This is a genomic window from Mesorhizobium sp. P2_F5 (genome assembly GCF_056403715.1).
The window spans coordinates 304,240-321,440 of the sequence record NZ_JBFUEY010000004.1; the positions used below are offsets into that span (position 1 = coordinate 304,240).

General features: G+C 63.6%; 17 protein-coding genes. 13 read left to right on the forward strand and 4 right to left on the reverse strand.

All coding sequences use genetic code 11. The annotated features are described in order from the left end of the window. Positions 1-41: 41 nt before the first annotated feature. Positions 42-932 carry an NAD-dependent epimerase/dehydratase family protein gene (locus AC1DYO_RS08010; protein WP_477261983.1) on the reverse strand — a complete coding sequence of 297 codons (891 nt, stop codon included), beginning with the start codon at positions 930-932 and terminating at the stop codon, positions 42-44. Between the two features lie 117 nt (positions 933-1,049). On the opposite strand from AC1DYO_RS08010, the gene AC1DYO_RS08015 reads away from it, so the two are divergent. Next, positions 1,050-1,988, forward strand: a complete 939-nt coding sequence (locus tag AC1DYO_RS08015; protein WP_477261985.1) for an NAD(P)-dependent oxidoreductase — start codon at positions 1,050-1,052, stop codon at positions 1,986-1,988. Positions 1,989-2,193: 205 nt separating this feature from the next. On the opposite strand, the gene AC1DYO_RS08020 is transcribed toward AC1DYO_RS08015, so the two are convergent. After that, the gene (locus AC1DYO_RS08020) at positions 2,194-2,976 is read right to left on the reverse strand and encodes a FadR/GntR family transcriptional regulator (protein ID WP_477261987.1); all 783 of its coding nucleotides are present in this window, start codon (positions 2,974-2,976) and stop codon (positions 2,194-2,196) included. Positions 2,977-3,149: 173 nt separating this feature from the next. Then, positions 3,150-4,139 carry a sugar-binding protein gene (locus tag AC1DYO_RS08025; RefSeq protein ID WP_181055640.1) on the reverse strand — a complete coding sequence of 330 codons (990 nt, stop codon included), beginning with the start codon at positions 4,137-4,139 and terminating at the stop codon, positions 3,150-3,152. A 520-nt stretch (positions 4,140-4,659) separates the two neighbouring features. On the opposite strand from AC1DYO_RS08025, the gene AC1DYO_RS08030 reads away from it, so the two are divergent. The 12 genes from AC1DYO_RS08030 (at position 4,660) to AC1DYO_RS08085 (ending at position 15,696) form a co-directional block, all read left to right on the forward strand. After that, the gene (locus tag AC1DYO_RS08030) at positions 4,660-5,403 is read left to right on the forward strand and encodes an ATP-binding cassette domain-containing protein (protein WP_181055639.1); all 744 of its coding nucleotides are present in this window, start codon (positions 4,660-4,662) and stop codon (positions 5,401-5,403) included. A 55-nt stretch (positions 5,404-5,458) separates the two neighbouring features. Continuing rightward, positions 5,459-6,457 (forward strand): ABC transporter permease, encoded by a 999-nt coding sequence (locus tag AC1DYO_RS08035; RefSeq protein ID WP_477261990.1) that lies wholly within the window; start codon positions 5,459-5,461, stop codon positions 6,455-6,457. 24 nt (positions 6,458-6,481) lie between these two features. Further along, positions 6,482-7,252, forward strand: coding sequence for an SDR family oxidoreductase (locus AC1DYO_RS08040; RefSeq protein WP_477261992.1), 771 nt, complete (start codon positions 6,482-6,484; stop codon positions 7,250-7,252). A gap of 169 nt (positions 7,253-7,421) precedes the next feature. Then, a complete protein-coding gene (locus AC1DYO_RS08045) occupies positions 7,422-8,249 on the forward strand; it encodes a helix-turn-helix domain-containing protein (protein WP_477261994.1) in 828 nt (275 codons plus the stop codon). A 112-nt stretch (positions 8,250-8,361) separates the two neighbouring features. Beyond that, positions 8,362-8,805: an SRPBCC family protein gene (locus AC1DYO_RS08050; RefSeq protein WP_477261996.1), complete on the forward strand. Its 444-nt coding sequence runs from the start codon at positions 8,362-8,364 to the stop codon at positions 8,803-8,805. Between the two features lie 15 nt (positions 8,806-8,820). After that, positions 8,821-9,615 (forward strand): FAD binding domain-containing protein, encoded by a 795-nt coding sequence (locus tag AC1DYO_RS08055; RefSeq protein WP_477261998.1) that lies wholly within the window; start codon positions 8,821-8,823, stop codon positions 9,613-9,615. Positions 9,616-9,676: 61 nt separating this feature from the next. Beyond that, positions 9,677-10,159 (forward strand): (2Fe-2S)-binding protein, encoded by a 483-nt coding sequence (locus tag AC1DYO_RS08060; protein ID WP_477262000.1) that lies wholly within the window; start codon positions 9,677-9,679, stop codon positions 10,157-10,159. Positions 10,160-10,173: 14 nt separating this feature from the next. Beyond that, positions 10,174-11,541: a xanthine dehydrogenase family protein molybdopterin-binding subunit gene (locus tag AC1DYO_RS08065; protein ID WP_477262002.1), complete on the forward strand. Its 1,368-nt coding sequence runs from the start codon at positions 10,174-10,176 to the stop codon at positions 11,539-11,541. Position 11,542: 1 nt separating this feature from the next. Beyond that, entirely contained in the window at positions 11,543-12,547 is a 1,005-nt protein-coding gene (locus AC1DYO_RS08070) for a xanthine dehydrogenase family protein molybdopterin-binding subunit (RefSeq protein ID WP_477262004.1), read from the forward strand. An 8-nt stretch (positions 12,548-12,555) separates the two neighbouring features. Continuing rightward, positions 12,556-13,437, forward strand: coding sequence for an AAA family ATPase (locus AC1DYO_RS08075; RefSeq protein WP_477262006.1), 882 nt, complete (start codon positions 12,556-12,558; stop codon positions 13,435-13,437). 235 nt (positions 13,438-13,672) lie between these two features. Then, the gene (locus AC1DYO_RS08080) at positions 13,673-14,809 is read left to right on the forward strand and encodes a vWA domain-containing protein (protein WP_477262008.1); all 1,137 of its coding nucleotides are present in this window, start codon (positions 13,673-13,675) and stop codon (positions 14,807-14,809) included. Then, positions 14,809-15,696 carry an amidohydrolase family protein gene (locus tag AC1DYO_RS08085; RefSeq protein WP_477262010.1) on the forward strand — a complete coding sequence of 296 codons (888 nt, stop codon included), beginning with the start codon at positions 14,809-14,811 and terminating at the stop codon, positions 15,694-15,696. Before AC1DYO_RS08080 ends, AC1DYO_RS08085 begins: the two co-directional genes overlap by 1 nt. 27 nt (positions 15,697-15,723) lie before the next feature. Here the strand turns inward: AC1DYO_RS08085 and AC1DYO_RS08090 are convergent, their stop codons facing one another. Beyond that, positions 15,724-17,157, reverse strand: a complete 1,434-nt coding sequence (locus AC1DYO_RS08090) for a DHA2 family efflux MFS transporter permease subunit (protein WP_477262012.1) — start codon at positions 17,155-17,157, stop codon at positions 15,724-15,726. Between the last annotated feature and the right edge of the window lie 44 nt (positions 17,158-17,201).

Consider the following 17,201-nt stretch of genomic DNA (forward strand, 5'->3'; position numbering starts at 1 on the left):
GCTGTGCACAGATCAGGTTACAACCTTAGCCCATACAGCCCCTATTTGACGTATTTGCGCCAGCTGTGCTCGGGACGGAAGCCAAGCATATCCCTGGCCTTGCGATTGGAGAGCAGCGTCTCGTACTCACCGAGCTTCGTCTTAACCGGCACATCGGGATAGAACTGCTTCAAAAGCTCGGCCGTCGGCAGGTCGGACGAGGTGTCGTCATTGGCGGCGTTGAACACCTGGAAGCCGAGCCCGTCCGTTTCGACGGCGCGCAGCGTGATCTGGCCGAGGTCGCGGGCATCGATATAGCTCCAGGCGATGCGCTTGCGGAAGCCCGGTTCGGCGAACCACTTCGGAAACAGCGAATACTCATGCGGCTCGATGACGTTGCCGATGCGCAGCGCATAGATATCGGTGCCGTTGCGCTGCGCAAAGGCACGCGCCGTGTGCTCGTTGACGACCTTGGACAGGGCGTAGCTGTCCATCGGATCGACGTCGTATTCTTCGTCGAGCGGGAAATATTTGGGGTCGCGCGGCTCGTTGGCGAACACCACGCCATAGGTCGTCTCGCTGGACGCGATCACCACCTTGGGGATGCCGAGCTTCACCGCCGCCTCGATGACATTGTAGGTGCCCATCGCATTGATGCGGAACACCTCATTGTCGGGCGTGATCATGATGCGCGGGATGGCGGCGAAATGCACCACGGCATCGACCGGCTGCGGGCGCAGCGACGGGTCGAATTCATGCAGGCCCATATAGCTCGACAGCGCGTTGAACACCTGGCCGCTGTCGGTGATGTCGGTGATCAGCGTGCGCACCTTGGGATTGTCGAGCGGCTTGGTGTCGATGTTGAGCACCTGGCAGCCCTGCTCGACCAGATATTGCACGACATGGCGCCCGGCCTTGCCGCTGCCGCCGGTGAACATGATCCGCTTCGTCATTTTCGTCTCCAGTGCCTAGGATTCCTGTGTATTGTCAGACAATATGGCGCTCCGCAACCACCCTCGCCTGCAAAACGGCGACGCCCGATATCAATCATTGCAACAGGACTTCACGACATGACCACGACTGCCGCGAGCGAAAAGATCGGTTTCATCGGCCTTGGCCTGATGGGGCACGGCATCGCCAAGAACATCGTCGACAAGGGCTACGGCCTGACCTTCCTCGGCCGCAAGAACCGCAAGCCGGCGGAAGATCTGCTGGGTCGAGGTGCGAAGGAAGCAGCAACCTCGCGCGATGTCGCTGCGGCATCCGATATCGTCTTCATTTGCGTCACCGGCTCGCGCGAGGTCGAAGCTATCATTCGCGGCCCCGGCGGCCTCAAGGAGGGCTTGAAGAAGGGCTCGGTCGTCGTCGATTGCTCGACCTCCGATCCGGTCTCGACCGTGGCGCTTGCTGCCGAACTGAACGAAGTCGGCGTCGACTTTGTCGATGCCCCGCTGAGCAGAACCCCGAAGGAAGCCTGGGAAGGCACGCTCGACGCCATGGTCGGCGCGCCCGACGCGCTCTTTGCCCGGGTGAAGCCGGTCATCGAAACCTGGGCCGGCCGTATCGTCCATATCGGCGACACCGGTGACGGCCACCGCATGAAGCTGCTCAACAACTTCATCTCGCTGGGCTATGCCGCGATCTACTCCGAAGCGCTGGCGCTGGCTGAAAAGGTCGGCATCTCACCGCCGCGCTTCGACAGCGTTATCCGCAATGGCCGCATGGATTGCGGCTTCTACCAGACCTTCATGCGCTGGACGCTGGAAGGCGACCGCGACGCGCATAAATTCACCATTGCCAACGCCTTCAAGGACCTGACCTATCTGGAATCGATGGCGGGTGCCGCCGGCATCGCCAACCCGCTCGGCAATGCCACCAAAAACGCCTTCGCCGGCGCCCATGCCACCGGCCCGGCCGAACAGTTCGTGCCGATGCTGGCCACGCATATCGCCAAGGTGAACGGCGTCGACCTGATGCCAATGAAGGACGGCAAGAAGCAGACGATTTGAGTTGCTGGCCTTTGGGATCAGCCGATCTCCCCCCGTGTGGGGGAGATGTCCGGCAGGACAGAGGGGGGCGCGAAGGAACACAAGCTTTCAGTTTGACCTCCAATCGCAGACGACGTGCGCAAGTATCTTGTGTTGTAAGGTCGGCGGGACAGCGCCCCCCTCTGCCCTGCCGGGCATCTCCCCCACAAGGGGGGAGATTAGCGCCTCACCGCCGCGCCTTGCCGATCCCCTCATCCGTATTGGCCAGCAACTTTCGCACCGCATTGCGCGCGGCCTCCGGCCGTTGCAGACGGATGGCCTTCTCGATCGCTTCGTGCAGCTTCTGGGCGTGCCGCTGGTCGCTGACCTGTATGGTCGTGAAGACGAAGAGATGGTCGAGCGCCGATTCGATCAGCACGCCGAGTGGCACCAAAAGATCGTTGCCGGAGGCGCGCAGGATTGTGAGATGAAAGCGCGTATCGGCGCGGATACGCTGCTGCAGGCTCAGCGCCTCGCCCATTTCCCGGCAGGCCTGGCTGATCTCGGCCATCTGCTCGTCGCTGCGTCGCATCGCGGCAAAGGCGCTGGCCTCCGGTTCGATGATGTGACGGAACTCCTGCACCGTGCGCAGGAACGCCTCTCGGTCCGGCCCGGTCGCGTACCAGGCGAGCACATCGCGGTCTAGCAGATTCCAGCGTTCCCTCGGCTCGACCCAGCTGCCGATCTTCGGGCGCGAGGCCAGCAGGCTCTTGGCCATCAGCATCTTGATCGCTTCGCGCACCGCCGAGCGGCTGACGTTGAACATCTCCGCCCATTTGGCTTCGTTGGGCAGGATGGCGCCTGGCGGATAGTCGCCGCGCACGATCCGAAGTCCGATCTCGTTGGCCAGCGAGGCGTGTACACTGGAGCCGGGGGGCCAAGCTGTATCCGGTCGTCGAACAGCGGTGGCAACCGGGCCGGCCGGCACATCTATCTTGGCGGATCGCCCTCTTGATCTGTCGTCCGGCATCGTCGGAATCGGCAATTTGTCGCTGGGAAACCGTCCGGAATTGTCCGTGCCCTTCGCCGAAAGCAAGACGCATGAGCCCGTCAAAGCCGGAGCCTGCGCCCCGACAATGTTGCCTGTCCTTGTCCTGAGGAAAATGACGGGGCGCCCCCGAAAGGACGCCCCGGTATCGCTGACTATTTCTGGATGCAGGTGTCGACCGTGTCCTTGGTGCATTCGTCGAGGCCGGTGAACACCGGATCGGCGACGGCCTTGCCTTCGACCAGGTCGATCATCACCGACGGTGCCTTGTAGCCCATTTCGAATGGCCGCTGACCGACCAGCGCGGTCACAAGACCATCCTTGGCGATCGCCACCTCGTCGCCGATCGTGTCGGCGGCGCCGATGACGAAGTCGTTGCTGGCGATGCGGTCCTTGAGCGGCCCGAACAGGTCGCGATAGGGCTGCGGCGCGCCGAACAGCGGCCAGCCGCCCATGATGCCGAAGGCGTCGAGCTTGGGGTTGGCGGCGAGGATGTCGGTCATCGCCTGTACGCCCTTGGCGCCGTCATCATTGGTGAACACCGGGCAGCCGGCGACTTCGGTCCAGCCACCTTCACCGGCAAGTGCGGCAAGACCTTCCTTGCCCGACAGCGCGTCACGCATGCCCTGCGCGCGGCGCAGGATGTTGTCGGCCGCGGGATTGCCCTCGATGGTGCAGATCGTGCCGCCATTCGGCTTGCCCTTCTTGATGTACTCGCCGATCTTGTGACCCATCAAATAGTTGTCGGTGCCGAGATAGGTCTTGCGAAGCGCCGCATCTTCCTTGCTGAGATCGGCGTCGAGCGTCATGATCGGGATCGTCGGATTGGCGGTCTTGATCGTCTGCGCGATCAGCGGCGCGTTGGACGGTGAAATCGCCATTGCCACCGTGTCTGCCTTGCTCAGCATGTCCTGGACGATCTGCGCCTCGCCGGCCTCGTCGGAGGTCGACGCCGGGCCGGTGTAGAAGCACTCATACTCCGAGCTGGCGTTTTCCTTGTTCCATTTTTCGCAACCCTGGTGGATCGCCTCGAAGAATGGATTGTCGAGACCTTTCACCACGATGACGAGCTGCTTCTTGGCCAAAGCCGGTCCGGCGCCCAGCGCCATGGCGGCGACGGCGGCAAGCAAAACTGTTTTCCTCATGTCAGTCCTCCCTTGGAAACAGACGGACACGACGTGCCCGCCACACGAACCAACCCGGAATGCGGTGACAGAGGGTCGCTATGCGAGCGCTCTTGTCGGCAAGCCAGGTCGATAGGCATTTCATTTCGGTCAGCCGGTTCGAAAAAAGGCCGGCAGCACCAATGCATTCCCGCTGATCCCACACGCAAACCGGCACGGGGTCGGCAGGTAACTCCTCCGCCTTCCAGCTAATATCGGCTTTGCATCGACGTCAATGGTATTTGTCCGACAAAACGGATTTTTAGATTCCACGGCCGATTGACGCCCGCGCAGGCATTTGCGTAAATGCAACTCAACATCGCTGTCCCGGGAGGAGCTGGGCGAGCGAGGGCCGCGGGTAGAACCGATGGCCTGAGCATGATCCCGAAAAGTGGGAACCGGTTTTCGGAAGAGATCATGCTCCAACCAACAGAGTGTTGGATCAGGATGACGTTTCAACCAACGTTATCCTGATCCAAGTCACGGGGAGGCAAGAAGGCTGGTGGCGGTTCTCGAACTCACCAACATCTCGAAACATTTTGGCGCCATCCAGGCGGTCAACGACGTCTCGTTGTCCATCGAGCCGGGACAGGTCGTAGGCCTGATGGGCGACAACGGCGCCGGCAAGTCGACGCTGGTCAAGATGATCGCCGGCAATTTCCGCCCGAGCCATGGCGACATGCGCCTGGAAGGCAAGGAACTGATCCTGCACAAGCCATCGGAAGCCCGCCAGCACGGCATCGAGATCGTCCATCAGGACCTTGCGCTGTGCAACAATCTTACCGCCGCCGCCAACGTCTATCTCGGCCGCGAATTGCGGCGCGGCGTCGGTCCGTTCCGGATCCTCGACTATGCAGCCATGTACAAGCGCGCCGGCCAGCTTTTCGCTCAGCTGAAATCTGAAACGCGGCCCCGCGACCTCGTCAAGCAGATGTCGGGCGGCCAGCGCCAGGCGGTGGCGATCGCCCGCACCATGCTGTCGCAGGCCAAGATCGTGCTGATGGACGAGCCGACGGCGGCTATTTCGGTCAGGCAGGTGGCCGAGGTGCTCAACCTGATCCGCCATCTGCGCGATCAGGGCATCGCAGTCGTGCTGATCAGCCACCGCATGCCCGACGTCTTCGACGTGGCCGATCGTGTTATCGTCATGCGGCGCGGGCGGAAGGTCGCGGACAAGCGGATCGCCTCGAGTTCGCCCGAGGAAGTCACCGGGCTGATCACTGGCGCCATAGAGCAAGTGGTATAAGCAGCATACAGTTCACCACGCCGGCGCATTTGGCCATCGGCAGGAGAGGTCGATAATGGCAGTCACCCTTGACCAGACGATCGCACAGAAACAGCACAGTTTTCTGTCGCGCATGTTCTCCAGCCAGACCTTCTGGGTGGTGATCGCCGTCATCCTCGCCTGCATTTTCCTGTCGTTTGCCACCGACGCCTTCGCCACCCAGAAAAACCTCTACAACATCACCCGCAACATCACCTTCGTCGCCATCATCGCGCTCGGCATGACCTTCGTCATCATCACCGGCGGCATCGACCTGTCGGTCGGCTCGGTGCTGTGTCTGTCGTCGATGGTGTTGGCCGTCACCATGCATGCCGGCTACTCGATCGAGGTCGGCATCCTCGCCTCGATCGCCACCGCGCTCTCGATCGGCGCCTTCAACGGCATCCTTATCGCCTATCTCGGCTTTCCACCCTTTGTGGTGACGCTCGGCATGTTGTCGATCGCGCGCAGCCTGGCCATGGTCGCTTCCAACAACACCGTGGTCTTCCAGTTCGGCCCCGACCACGACAAGCTACTGGCGCTTGGCGGCGGCGCCTGGGTGTTCGGCATCGCCAATCCCGTGCTCTACATGATCCTTTTGGCGCTGATCACCGGCTTCACCTTGCGCTGGACCAAGTTCGGCCGGCACATCTTCGCCATCGGCGGCAATGAGCACGCGGCGACGCTGACCGGCGTTCCGGTGCGCCAGATCAAGGTCGCGGTCTATATGATCTCGGCGCTGGCGGCAGGCATTGCCGGCATCGTCCAGACCGGTTGGCTCGGCGCCGTCACCACCAATCTCGGCAACGGCATGGAGCTGCAGGTCATCGCCGCCACCGTCATCGGTGGCGCAGACCTTGCCGGCGGCGTCGGTACCGCCTTCGGCGCCATTGTCGGTGCTGCGCTGATCGAGGTCATCCGCAACAGCCTTGGCCTGCTCGGCATCAACGCCTTCTGGCAAGGCGTGTTCATCGGCGGCGCCATCCTCCTCGCGGTGTTGTTCGACCGCATTCGCAACTTCAGGCGCAATGACTGAAACCTTTCGCTGGAAACCATTGCTTTGACATCGAAATCGCTGTTCGACCTCAACGGGCGGCTGGCACTCATCACCGGCTCCGGTCAGGGTATCGGCCTGGCGCTGGCGCGCGGCCTTGCCGAGCATGGCGCAAGCGTCGTGCTCAACGGCCGCGATGCCGGCAAGGTTGCCAATGCGGTGGCAGGTTTGCACGATGCCGGCCTCAAGGCGCATACCTCGACCTTCGACGTGACGGATTTTCGCGCCGTCGATGCGGATGTGGCCCGCATCGAGGCCGAGATCGGTCCCATCGACATCCTGATCAACAATGCCGGCGTGCAGTTTCGCGCCCCGCTCGAGGATTTTCCCGAGGAGCAGTGGGAGCGGCTGTTCAAGACCAATGTCTCCGGCGCCTTCCATGCCGGCAAAGCCGTCGCCCGCAATATGATTGCGCGCGGCAAGGGCAAGATCATCAACATCGGCTCGGTGCAGAGCGAACTCGCCCGACCCAACATCGCACCCTATGCCGCGACCAAGGGCGCGATCCGCAATCTGACCAGGGGCATGTGCACCGACTGGGCGAAATACGGCATGCAGATCAATGCCATCGCGCCCGGCTATTTCCGCACCGAGATGAACCAGGCGCTGGTCGACAACCAGGAATTCTCCGCCTGGCTGGAAAAGCGCACGCCGGCCGGCCGCTGGGGCTATGTCGACGAACTGATCGGCGCCGCCGTGTTCCTGGCGTCCGACGCATCGTCCTTCGTCAACGGCCACACGCTTTATGTCGATGGCGGCATGACGGCCTCGGTTTGAGGGGCTCGGCGCTATTCGTTTCGGTACCTATCGCTCAGTCTGAAAATCCGCCGCCATGGCCGGCGGCACTCGGCTGCCTTGGGCCCGCGCCTTGACGCGGGCCCGAACTCAGCCGCACAATCCCTATTGCAGGCGAAGGGAGGCCAGTCGTCTGCGGGAGGATATACCCATGACGGACGCGATCAGGCTCTATTGGGGCCGGTTCGGACATGTTTCTGTCCTGAATGTCGCCAGCGACTTCGTCACCCATGCTCATGTCGAGGCCCACATCATTATCTGGCTGGAAGGCACGGCCGGCGAGATGACCATCGGCCGCGAGACGGTGCGCCTGGGTCCCGGTATCGCCGCCGGCATCAATTCCTACCAGCCGCACAGCCATATCCTGTCGCAGAATGGCAAGCCGGGCCTGTTCCTTGCGTTCTACATCGATCCGGATTGGGCGCGCCGGCGCCGTGACCTGCCTTCCTCGGCACCGCTGTTTGCGCAGGCCGCGATCACGCTCGAACCCTGGCTGCACCAGGCAGCCGCCAATCTGCTCGATCATCTCACCGACAATGAAAGCATCGACGACATCGCCAATTACGAGATCGAGCGCTTCATCGATTCTGTGCTCGACGCCGCCGATGCCTCGGCGCCGCAAGAGGCGCGCATCCGCATCAACACCATGCAGGATTTCCGCGTCCGCAAGGCGATCCAGCTGATGAAAGCCAATGTCTGCGAGCGCATCTCGTTCGACGACGTTGCTCGCAGCGTCGGCCTGTCGCGGCCGCATTTCTTTGCTTTGTTCAAGGAACAGACCAATCTGACGCCCAATGTCTACTGGAACACGCTGCGCATGGAAGAAGCCGTGCGGCAGTTGCAGTGGTCGCAGGAACCGCTGATCTCGGTCGCCTGCAACCTCGGCTTCACCACCCAGGGCAATTTCTCACGCTTCTTCCGCGACCATGTCGGCGTACCGCCGACGCTTTACCGCGAGGCGGCGCGGGCCGTGGCCTGAGCGAGCTGCTCGTTTTTCAGACTCCTTGATAGGGCCGCAAGACCCATTGATAAGCGCAGCACCAGCCGCCGCCCTACCCTGCTGCATATCGAATTCGTAGGGGAATGATCATATGGCTGTTGTCACCATATCCAGCGTCATCGACGCGCCGGTCGAAAAGGTCTGGGCGCGCATACGCGACTTCAACGGCCTGCCGGGCTGGCACCCACGCATGGTCGAAAGCCATATCGAGGACGGCAAGAGCGCAGAAACCATTGGCTGCGTGCGCAATTTCGAGCTCGCCAGCGGTGCGCGTATTCGCGAAAAACTGCTCGACTTCTCCGATAAAAACTTCCTCGTCAGCTACTCCATCCTGGAAACGCCGCAGCCGCTGACCAACCACAAGGCGACGCTGCAATTGCGCCGGGTGACCGACGGCGACCGCACCTATGCCGAATGGACAGCGAGCTTCGACGCCGCGCCCGAAGAGGCCGACAAGATTGCTGCCGGCATGGGCGCCAATGTCTTCCAGGGCGGCTTCAACGCGCTGAAGAGCCATTTCGCCGGCCAGAGCTGAGCTTGGGAGTCCGCCATGGCGCTTGCCCTCCAGACTTTTGCGACCGTCAGCGACGCCAACGCGGCGCTGAAGGCGGCCGGCACCCGCTATCTCGGCGGCGGCACGCTGGTCGTGCGCGCCGCCAATGAAGGCGATGTCTCTGTCACCGGCCTCGTCCGCTCGACCGACCCGGCCCTGTCCGGCATCACCGTATTCGGCGGCAAGGCCCGCATCGGCGCTTCGGTGACGATGGCGGCGATCGCCCGCCATCCGGAGCTCGGCGCCATTGCCAAGGCCGCGCGCGCCGTCGGCGGCCCGGCGATCCGCAACATGGCAACCGTCGGCGGCAATCTGTTCGCACCCGCGCCCTATGGCGATTTCGCGGTCKCGCTGCTGGCGCTGGATGCGACCGTCGGCAGCGATGACGGCGAGATGCCGATCGAAGATTTTCTGGCCGGCCGCAGCGACAGCCGCGCCATCGTCACCTCAGTGCACTTCGCGCTGCCGAAGCCCGACAGCTTCCGCTTTCTGAAAGTGTCGCGGGTCAAGCCCAAGGGCGTCTCCGTGATCAGCATCGCCGCCGTGCTCGAACAGGCCGGCGACGGCACCATCTCTTCGGCGCGGATCGCGCTCGGCTGCATGGCCAACCGGCCGATGCGCGCCAGGGCGGCTGAAAATGCGCTAATCAGCAAGAGGCTAAATCTAGATGGAATCGCGGCGGCCCTAGCCGTGGCCGGTGAAGGCACCGCGCCGATCACCGATCCGATCGCCAGCGCCTGGTATCGCGCTGAAGTTCTGCCGGTCCATCTCGGCCGGCTGCTGTTGACCTGAAACACCCCGTTGGGGGGCGCGCGTCTGTCCGGTCATCCGGGCAGGCGCGCAAGGAGGTAGAATGGCAAAAGTCCCGGTCCAGTTCACGCTCAACGGCTCCGAAAAGGCCGAATTCGTCGACAGCGGCACCACCCTGCTGCATGCGTTGCGCGACAAGATCGGCGACACCTCGCCGAAAGGCGGCTGCCATCAGGGCACGTGCGGCGCCTGTTCGGTGATCATCGACGGCGAGTTGCGGCTTTCCTGCCTGACACTGGCCGAGACCTGCGATGGGGCCGATATTCGCACCACCTCGGGCCTCGCCGAAGCCGGTGTGCTGCATCCGCTGCAGCGCGCCTTCCTCGATGCCTTCGCCACGCAATGCGGTTTCTGCACGCCGGGCATGATCATGGCCGCCAAGGTGCTGCTCGATCACACGCCCAATCCGAGCCGCGAGGACGTGGTCGAGGCGCTGTCCGGCAACATCTGCCGCTGCACCGGCTACGAGCCGATCATCCAGGCGGTGCTGACCGCCGCGCGCGCCAATTCGCAGAACGCGGCCTGAGGGGACCAAGAGAAATGGAACTGCGCAAGAGCTATTTCGCCGATCAGCGCAAGGACGGCCTGCACGAGATCGGTCAGGCGCGGCCGCGGCTGGATTCGCCGGGCCATGTCACGGGGAAAACCGCCTATTTCGCCGACCGCAATTTCCCTGACATGCTCCATCTGAAAATGGTGCGCAGCCCGCATCACCACGCCCGCATCCGCTCGATCGACACGACGGAGGCGGAGAAGCATCCGGGGGTGGTGAAAATCCTCACCGCCAAGGATGTGCCGCACAATGTCTACACCATCCTGATCCTGATCCAGGTCGGGCCGGAGGACGAGACGGTGCTGGCCGACGGCAAGGTGCGCTGGAAGGGCGAGGCCGTGGTGGCGGTGCTGGCCGAAACCGAGCGCGCGGCGCAGGAGGCCGCCGCCAAAGTCAAGGTCGACTACGAGGTGCTGCCGGCCGTCTTCGACATGGAGGAAGCGCTGAAGCCCGGCGCGCCTTTGGTCAACGAATATCACGGCCAGAACTATTATCTCTATGACAGCGGCGAATGCCGCAAGGTGCGTTTCGGCGATGTCGAGGCAGGCTTTGCCGAGGCCGACCACATCCTCGAACAGAGCTACCAGTCCTCGCCGATCGAGCATGCGCCGACCGAGACGACCGGTTGTCTGGTCATGCCCGAAGGCAATGACCGCTTCACCTGCTACACCAACACGCAGGCGATGTTCTTCACCCTCGACAACGCCTCTATCATCCTGCAGATGCCGGGCAACAAACTGCATTTCGTCGGCGGCACCGTCGGCGGCGGTTTCGGCGGCAAGGTCGACGTCATCGTCGAGCCGATCGCCATTCTCGGCGCAAAGCTCACGGGGCGTCCCGTCTCCTTCATCTACAGCCGCGAGGAGGAGATGCAGATCTCCTCGCCACGCGCGGCCGAAAAGGTCGTCATCAAGGACGGCGTCATGAAGGACGGCCGCATCGTCGCGCGAAAAGTCACCGGCTACACCGACGCCGGCGCCTATTCGCGGCACTCGCCTTATGGCGCGCAGAAGGGAGCGGCGCACTATCCCGGCCCCTATACGATCCCGAATGTCTGGATCGACACTTACTGCGTCTACACCAACCGCACGCCCTCGTCCGCCATGCGCGGCTTCGGCGTCACCATTGGCGACTTTGCGCTTGAGGTGCAGATGGACAAGCTGGCGCGGCTGATCGGCATGGACCCGCTCGAATTCCGCTTCATCAACGCCTACCGCGACGGCGACATGAAGGCGCATCGCCAGCCGACCGAAGGCGCAGCCCTCATCGAATGCATGCAGGAAGCCTCGCGCGCCGCCAACTGGCCGGTGGCGGAAAAATACATGGCGATGTCCTCCTACACGAAGGGAGCCTGATATGGCGATCCGGCGCGGGCGCGGCGTCGCCGCAATCAACTATCCCACGGGCATGAACCTCGGCGGCGACCCGACGCAGGCCCTGGTGCATTCGACGCCGACCGGCAATTTCATGGTGACGCTGTCGTCAGTCGATCTCGGCCAGGGCTTGAAGCAGATCATGGCGCAGATCTGCGCCGAGACCATCGGCGTGCCGACCGACCGCGTCATCATCGACACCGCCGACACAGACACCGGTCCGCACTGCATGGGCACCTTCGCCTCGCGCGGCACCCATCGCGCCGGCAACGCCGTCATCCAGGCGGCCAAGGAAGCCCGCCAGGTTATGCTGGAAGTGGCGGCTGAAGAGCTGGAGGTGAACGCGTCAGACCTCGAAACCGATGGCCAGGGCAACATCCTGGTGAAAGGCGCGCCGCAAAAGTCGATTTCGATCTTCGATGTCGCTTTGTCGGCGCATTTCAAGCGCGGTCGCTCGATCTCCGGCCGCGGCATGTTCCTGATCCCACGCTCCTACCCGGAGAAGGAAACCGGCGCGATGAAGCCGTCGACCTGCTATGCCCATGCCTGCACTGTGGCCGAGGTCGAGGTCGATGACGAGACCGGCGAAGTGACGGTGCTGACGGTGAAGAACGTCTTTGAGATCGGCCGCGCGCTGAACCCGAAGATGGTCGAGCAGCAGCTGGTCGGCGGCTCGTGGATGGGCATCTCCCATGCGCTCTACGAGACGACTGAGCCCTACTACCCGAACCGCGACCATGGCGGCACCGACTTCAACCAGTATCTGATGCCGGGGCCTGGCGACCTCGCCGAGACCGAGATCATCGTGCTCGAACGGCCCTCTGCCGACGGACCGTATGGCGCCAAGGGACCCGGCGAGATGTGCGCCAACCCGCAAATCCCCGCCGTCGCCAATGCCGTCTTCGACGCCGTCGGCGTGCGCATCGACACCCTGCCAATCACGCCGGAACGCATCTTGCGGGCGCTGAAGGCGCAAGCGGCAAACTGAGGACCGACATGCCCGAGGTGAACGCCGAGACTGTTGCGACCTCACCGGAGGCGGTGGCGCAGCAGCTCGCTGCTGCGCGCTATCTCGCCGATGATAGCCTCGCCACCGCCATCTTCCTGGCCGTCCGGCTGGGAAAACCGCTGCTGCTCGAGGGCGCGCCCGGCGTCGGCAAGACGGAAGCGGCGAAAGCCATTGCCCAGCTGCTCGGCCGCGATCTGGTGCGGCTGCAATGCTATGAAGGCATCGACGCGGCGCATGCGCTGTATGAATGGAACTACCAGCGCCAGTTGCTCGCCATCCGCCATGCCGGCGAGCACGAGATCGATATCTATGACGACCGTTTCCTGATCGCCAGGCCACTGCTGCAGGTGTTGCGGGCACCGGAGCAGCGTGTGCTGCTGGTCGACGAGATCGACCGCTCCGACCACGAATTCGAAGCGCTGCTGCTCGAATTCCTCTCCGATTTCCAGATCAGCATCCCCGAGCGCGGCACGATCCGCGCCGAGGCGCAACCGATCGTCATCCTGACCTCGAACCGCACCCGCGAACTCGCCGAAGCGCTGCGCCGGCGCTGCGTCTACCACTGGATCGGCTATCCCGATGCAAGGCGCGAAGCCGAGATCATCATGCTGCGTGCCGGCGATGTCGCTGAGGCAACGGCGCGCGCCGTGGCGACCGCCGTGCACACCATCCGCGCCCGCCCATTGGCCAAGCCGCCGGGCATTGCCGAAGCGGTGGAATGGGCCAATGCCGCGACCATTCTGGAGAAAGGCGGCAGCCCGTGGCCGGAAGCCTTCCGCCGCGCCATCGGTGTGCTGATCAAGGACGAGGAAGATTTGTCTTACATCGCGCCCGAGCTTGGCCGCATCGTCGAGGAGGCGCTGGCGTGACGTGTGAAGTCAACGGCTCGTTCGCAGTGCGGTGGCCTCACCGGCGCACTCCGCAACGCTTGCGGGACAGCGCCCCCCTCTGTCCTGCCGGACATCTCCCTCACGAGGGGGGAGATTGGCTGTCATCCCGGCTTTCGCCAACCTCCAGCGGTGCAGAAAGGAACGAAGCGCCAAAGCTGCTGATCTCCCCCCTCGTGGGGGAGATGTCCGGCAGGACAGAGGGGGGCGCGGAGGAATGAGGCGTTCGGAAAAACTCCCCCATGCCGCCGCAACGTTCCTAGACTTCGCTAGGCTGCTGCGCCGCCACGCTTTCGCCGTCGCCCCCGAACAGATCTCCAGCTTCATGCAGGCGGCAACCCTGCTCGGGCCACGCTCGATGGCCGACATCCGCGAGGCGGCGCTCGCAACGCTCGCGCCCACGCCCGACCGCCGCAGTGAATTCGAGGCGCATTTCCGCAGCCACTTCTATGGCGATGGCCAACCCTCCGTCGAAGGCGAGGAAGACGAGAAACCCCGCATCAAGGACGATGGCGGCACGCGCGAGGAAGAGAGCGAGACCGCACGCCAGGAGAAAGGCGGCGAGCTGTCCTCGGCCTTGGAGCAACTCAGCACGCGCGACTTCCAGCGCGACGACGACAGACTGACCGCCTTTCGTCGCAAGCTCTCATCCGCTCTGCCCGCGCGCCGCTCTTTCCGCACCGTGCGCACCCATTCGCGCGGCAAGCTCGACCTGCGACGGTCGCTGCGCGAAATCGTCAGCGCCGATGGCGACATCCCCTCACCGCTGCTGCGCCGCCGCCAGACGGTGCCGCGCAAGCTGCTGATCCTGATCGACGTCTCCGGCTCGATGAAATTGCACACGGCCGATTATCTCAAGCTGGCGTATGCCGCCGTGCAGGGTGCGGATCGGGCGGAAATCTTCACCTTCGGCACAAGGCTGACCCGCATCACCTCAGCACTGCGCATTCGCGACCGCGACCAGGCGCTGGGGCGAGCTGCGGCCCAGGTCGACGACTGGGACGGCGGCACGCGCATGGGGCCGACTTTGCTCGCTTTCCTCTCTGTGCCGCGCTTCTCCGCCTTCGCGCGCGGTGCCGCAATCGTCATCCTGTCGGACGCGCTGGAGCGCGGCGATCATGGCGCGTTGGTAACAGCGATGCGTCGGCTGAGCGCCCGCGCCTTCCGGCTGTCGCTGGCCACGCCACTGGCCGGCGATCCGCGCTTCCGGCCTGCAACAGCAGCACTCAAAGCCATCCTGCCCGACCTCGACGATCTCATCGACGGCTCGTCGCTCAGGAGTCTCACCGATTTCATCCTTTCGCTCGCCCGCCCGGCCCCGGCGGCTTCGACAATCTGGAAAAGGATATCGTGATGCAGAAAGCCATCGACGTGCATTTCCACATCTGGCGCCAAAAGGACCAGCCCTGGCTGGTCGGACCGATGGTGCCGCGCATCTTCGGCCCTTACGAACCGATCCGCCGTGACTATCCCATCGAAGAGTTCCTCGAAGACCAGAAGGGCTCCGGCGTCGAAAAGGCCGTCTATGTCCAAACCAATTGGGCCAAGGAGGATTTCGAAAAAGAGGTCGCCTTCCTGCAGAAGACCGCTGACGAGACCGGCTGGCCGCATGCCATTGTCGGCTATGCCGACATGACGGTGGACGACGTGCGGCATCAGATCGACCGGCTGATGAAGTATCCATTGCTGCGCGGCGTGCGCATGCAGCTGCATTGGCACGAAACATCGGCTTTCCGCTTCGCCGCCTCGGCCGATCAGGTCATCACCCCCAAGGTGCGCGCCAATGTCGCGCGGCTGAAGGACTACAGCCTGTCCTTCGACCTGCAGCTTTTCCCCACCCAGATGAAGGACGGGCTGACGCTGGTCGGCGAGAATCCTGAGACCAATTTCATCCTCACCCATGCCGGCATGCTGACGGGGATGGAGCCGGAAACCACCGAAGCCTGGAAGGCCGGCCTGCGCACGCTCTCAGCCGCACCGAACTTCTACGCCAAACTGTCCGGCCTCGGCACCTTCGTTCACCGCAACGACCCGGAACTGATCGCCTACATCGTCGACAATGCGATCGACATTCTGGGAGCCGATCACCTGATGTTCGGCTCGAACTTCCCGGTCGAGAAGCTGTGGACCAGCCACGCCGAACTGATCAAGGCGCACCGCGCCGCGGTGGCCAAGCATGGCGCGACGGCCGAGGCAGATATCTTCTGGAATACGGCGGAGCGCGTTTACAGGCCGGCGTAGCAACTACCGGGGAATTGTGCCTGGACGTCAATCCTGCGTCGTGTGACCCGAAACCTCGGCCCCGGCAGCCTGCGGCAGCACCAGGAACCGCAATGCCGCCACCAGCCCGATGGCGCCGATCACCAGGAAGGCGATGCGAAAATCGACGAGGTCGAGTGCCGGCCGGTCCCTGACGATCTGCGACAGATTGAGGATCGCCGCCGCCACCGCGACGCCGAACAGCATCGATACCTGCTGCAACATGGAGGACAGCGTCGCCGCCGAACTGCGCTGTGCCGCATCGATATCGGCGAAGGCCAGCGTGTTCAGTGCGGTGAACTGCATCGAGCGCGACAGGCCGGCAATCAACATCAGCACCACCACCAGTGCCTGCGGCGTGTCAGGCGAGATCGCCGCGCAGGCCATGATCGAGGCCGAGGCAATCAGGCCGTTGACGACCATCACCGAGCGGAAACCAAAGCGCCGCAGCGTCGGCGTCGTCACCGTCTTCATGCCGAGATTGCCGAGGAAATAGGCCAGGATCATCAAGCCGGCGTCGACGGGGCTGAGGCCGAAGCCGACCTGGAACAGCAGCGGCAACAGGAACGGCGTGGCGTTGATCGCCACGCGGAAGATGGTGCCGGCGGCAAGCGTCGAGATAGCGAAGGTCAACACCTTGAGCGCCGAGAGATCGAGCAGCGGATGCGGCGCGCGCCGGAGATGCCGCACCGCCAGCCAGCCGATGATGATGCCGGCCGCGACCAGCAGTACTGTCGGCAAAGCGCCATCTTCGGGATGCGCGATGCGTTCCAGGCCGTAGAGCAGCAGCGCGAGCCCCAGCGATGTCAGGAAAAATCCGGGCCAGTCCAGTGGCTTCGGATCGGCCTCGCGGTCACCCGGAATGAAGCGCGCGACCAGCGCCAGTCCGATGAGCCCGAGCGGGATGTTGATGAAGAAATTCCAGTGCCAGGACAGATAGGTGGTGATGAAACCGCCGAGAACCGGCCCGACCACGGGCGCAAACAGCGCCGGCCAGGTGATCAACGCCGTGGCGTTGAGCAACTCCGACTTCGAGGCATTGCGCAGGACAAGGATGCGGCCGACCGGCGTCATCAATGCGCTGCCCAGCCCTTGCACGACACGGGCGGCGACGAACTGGGTGAGGTTTTGCGAGAAGCCGCAGGCGAGCGAAGCCAGTGTGAACAGGACGATCGCCAGCAGAAAAATGTTGCGCGCGCCGAAGCGGTCGGCGAGCCAACCCGACAGCGGCACGAACACCGCCATGGTCAGCATGTAGACGGTGATGCCGATGCTCATCGCCACCGCCGGCACGCCGAAGGATTGGCCCATCTGCGGCAGCGAGGTCGAGATGATCGTCGAATCCAGCAACTGCATGAAGAACGCGATGGCGACGATCAGCGCCACGCGCCGCGCATTGCTGGCGGTTGCGGCCGAGGCTTCGGTGTCGGGAACGGCAGTCATGACGAACCGCGTTGAACAGCATATGGCTGGCCCAGTCCAGAGCC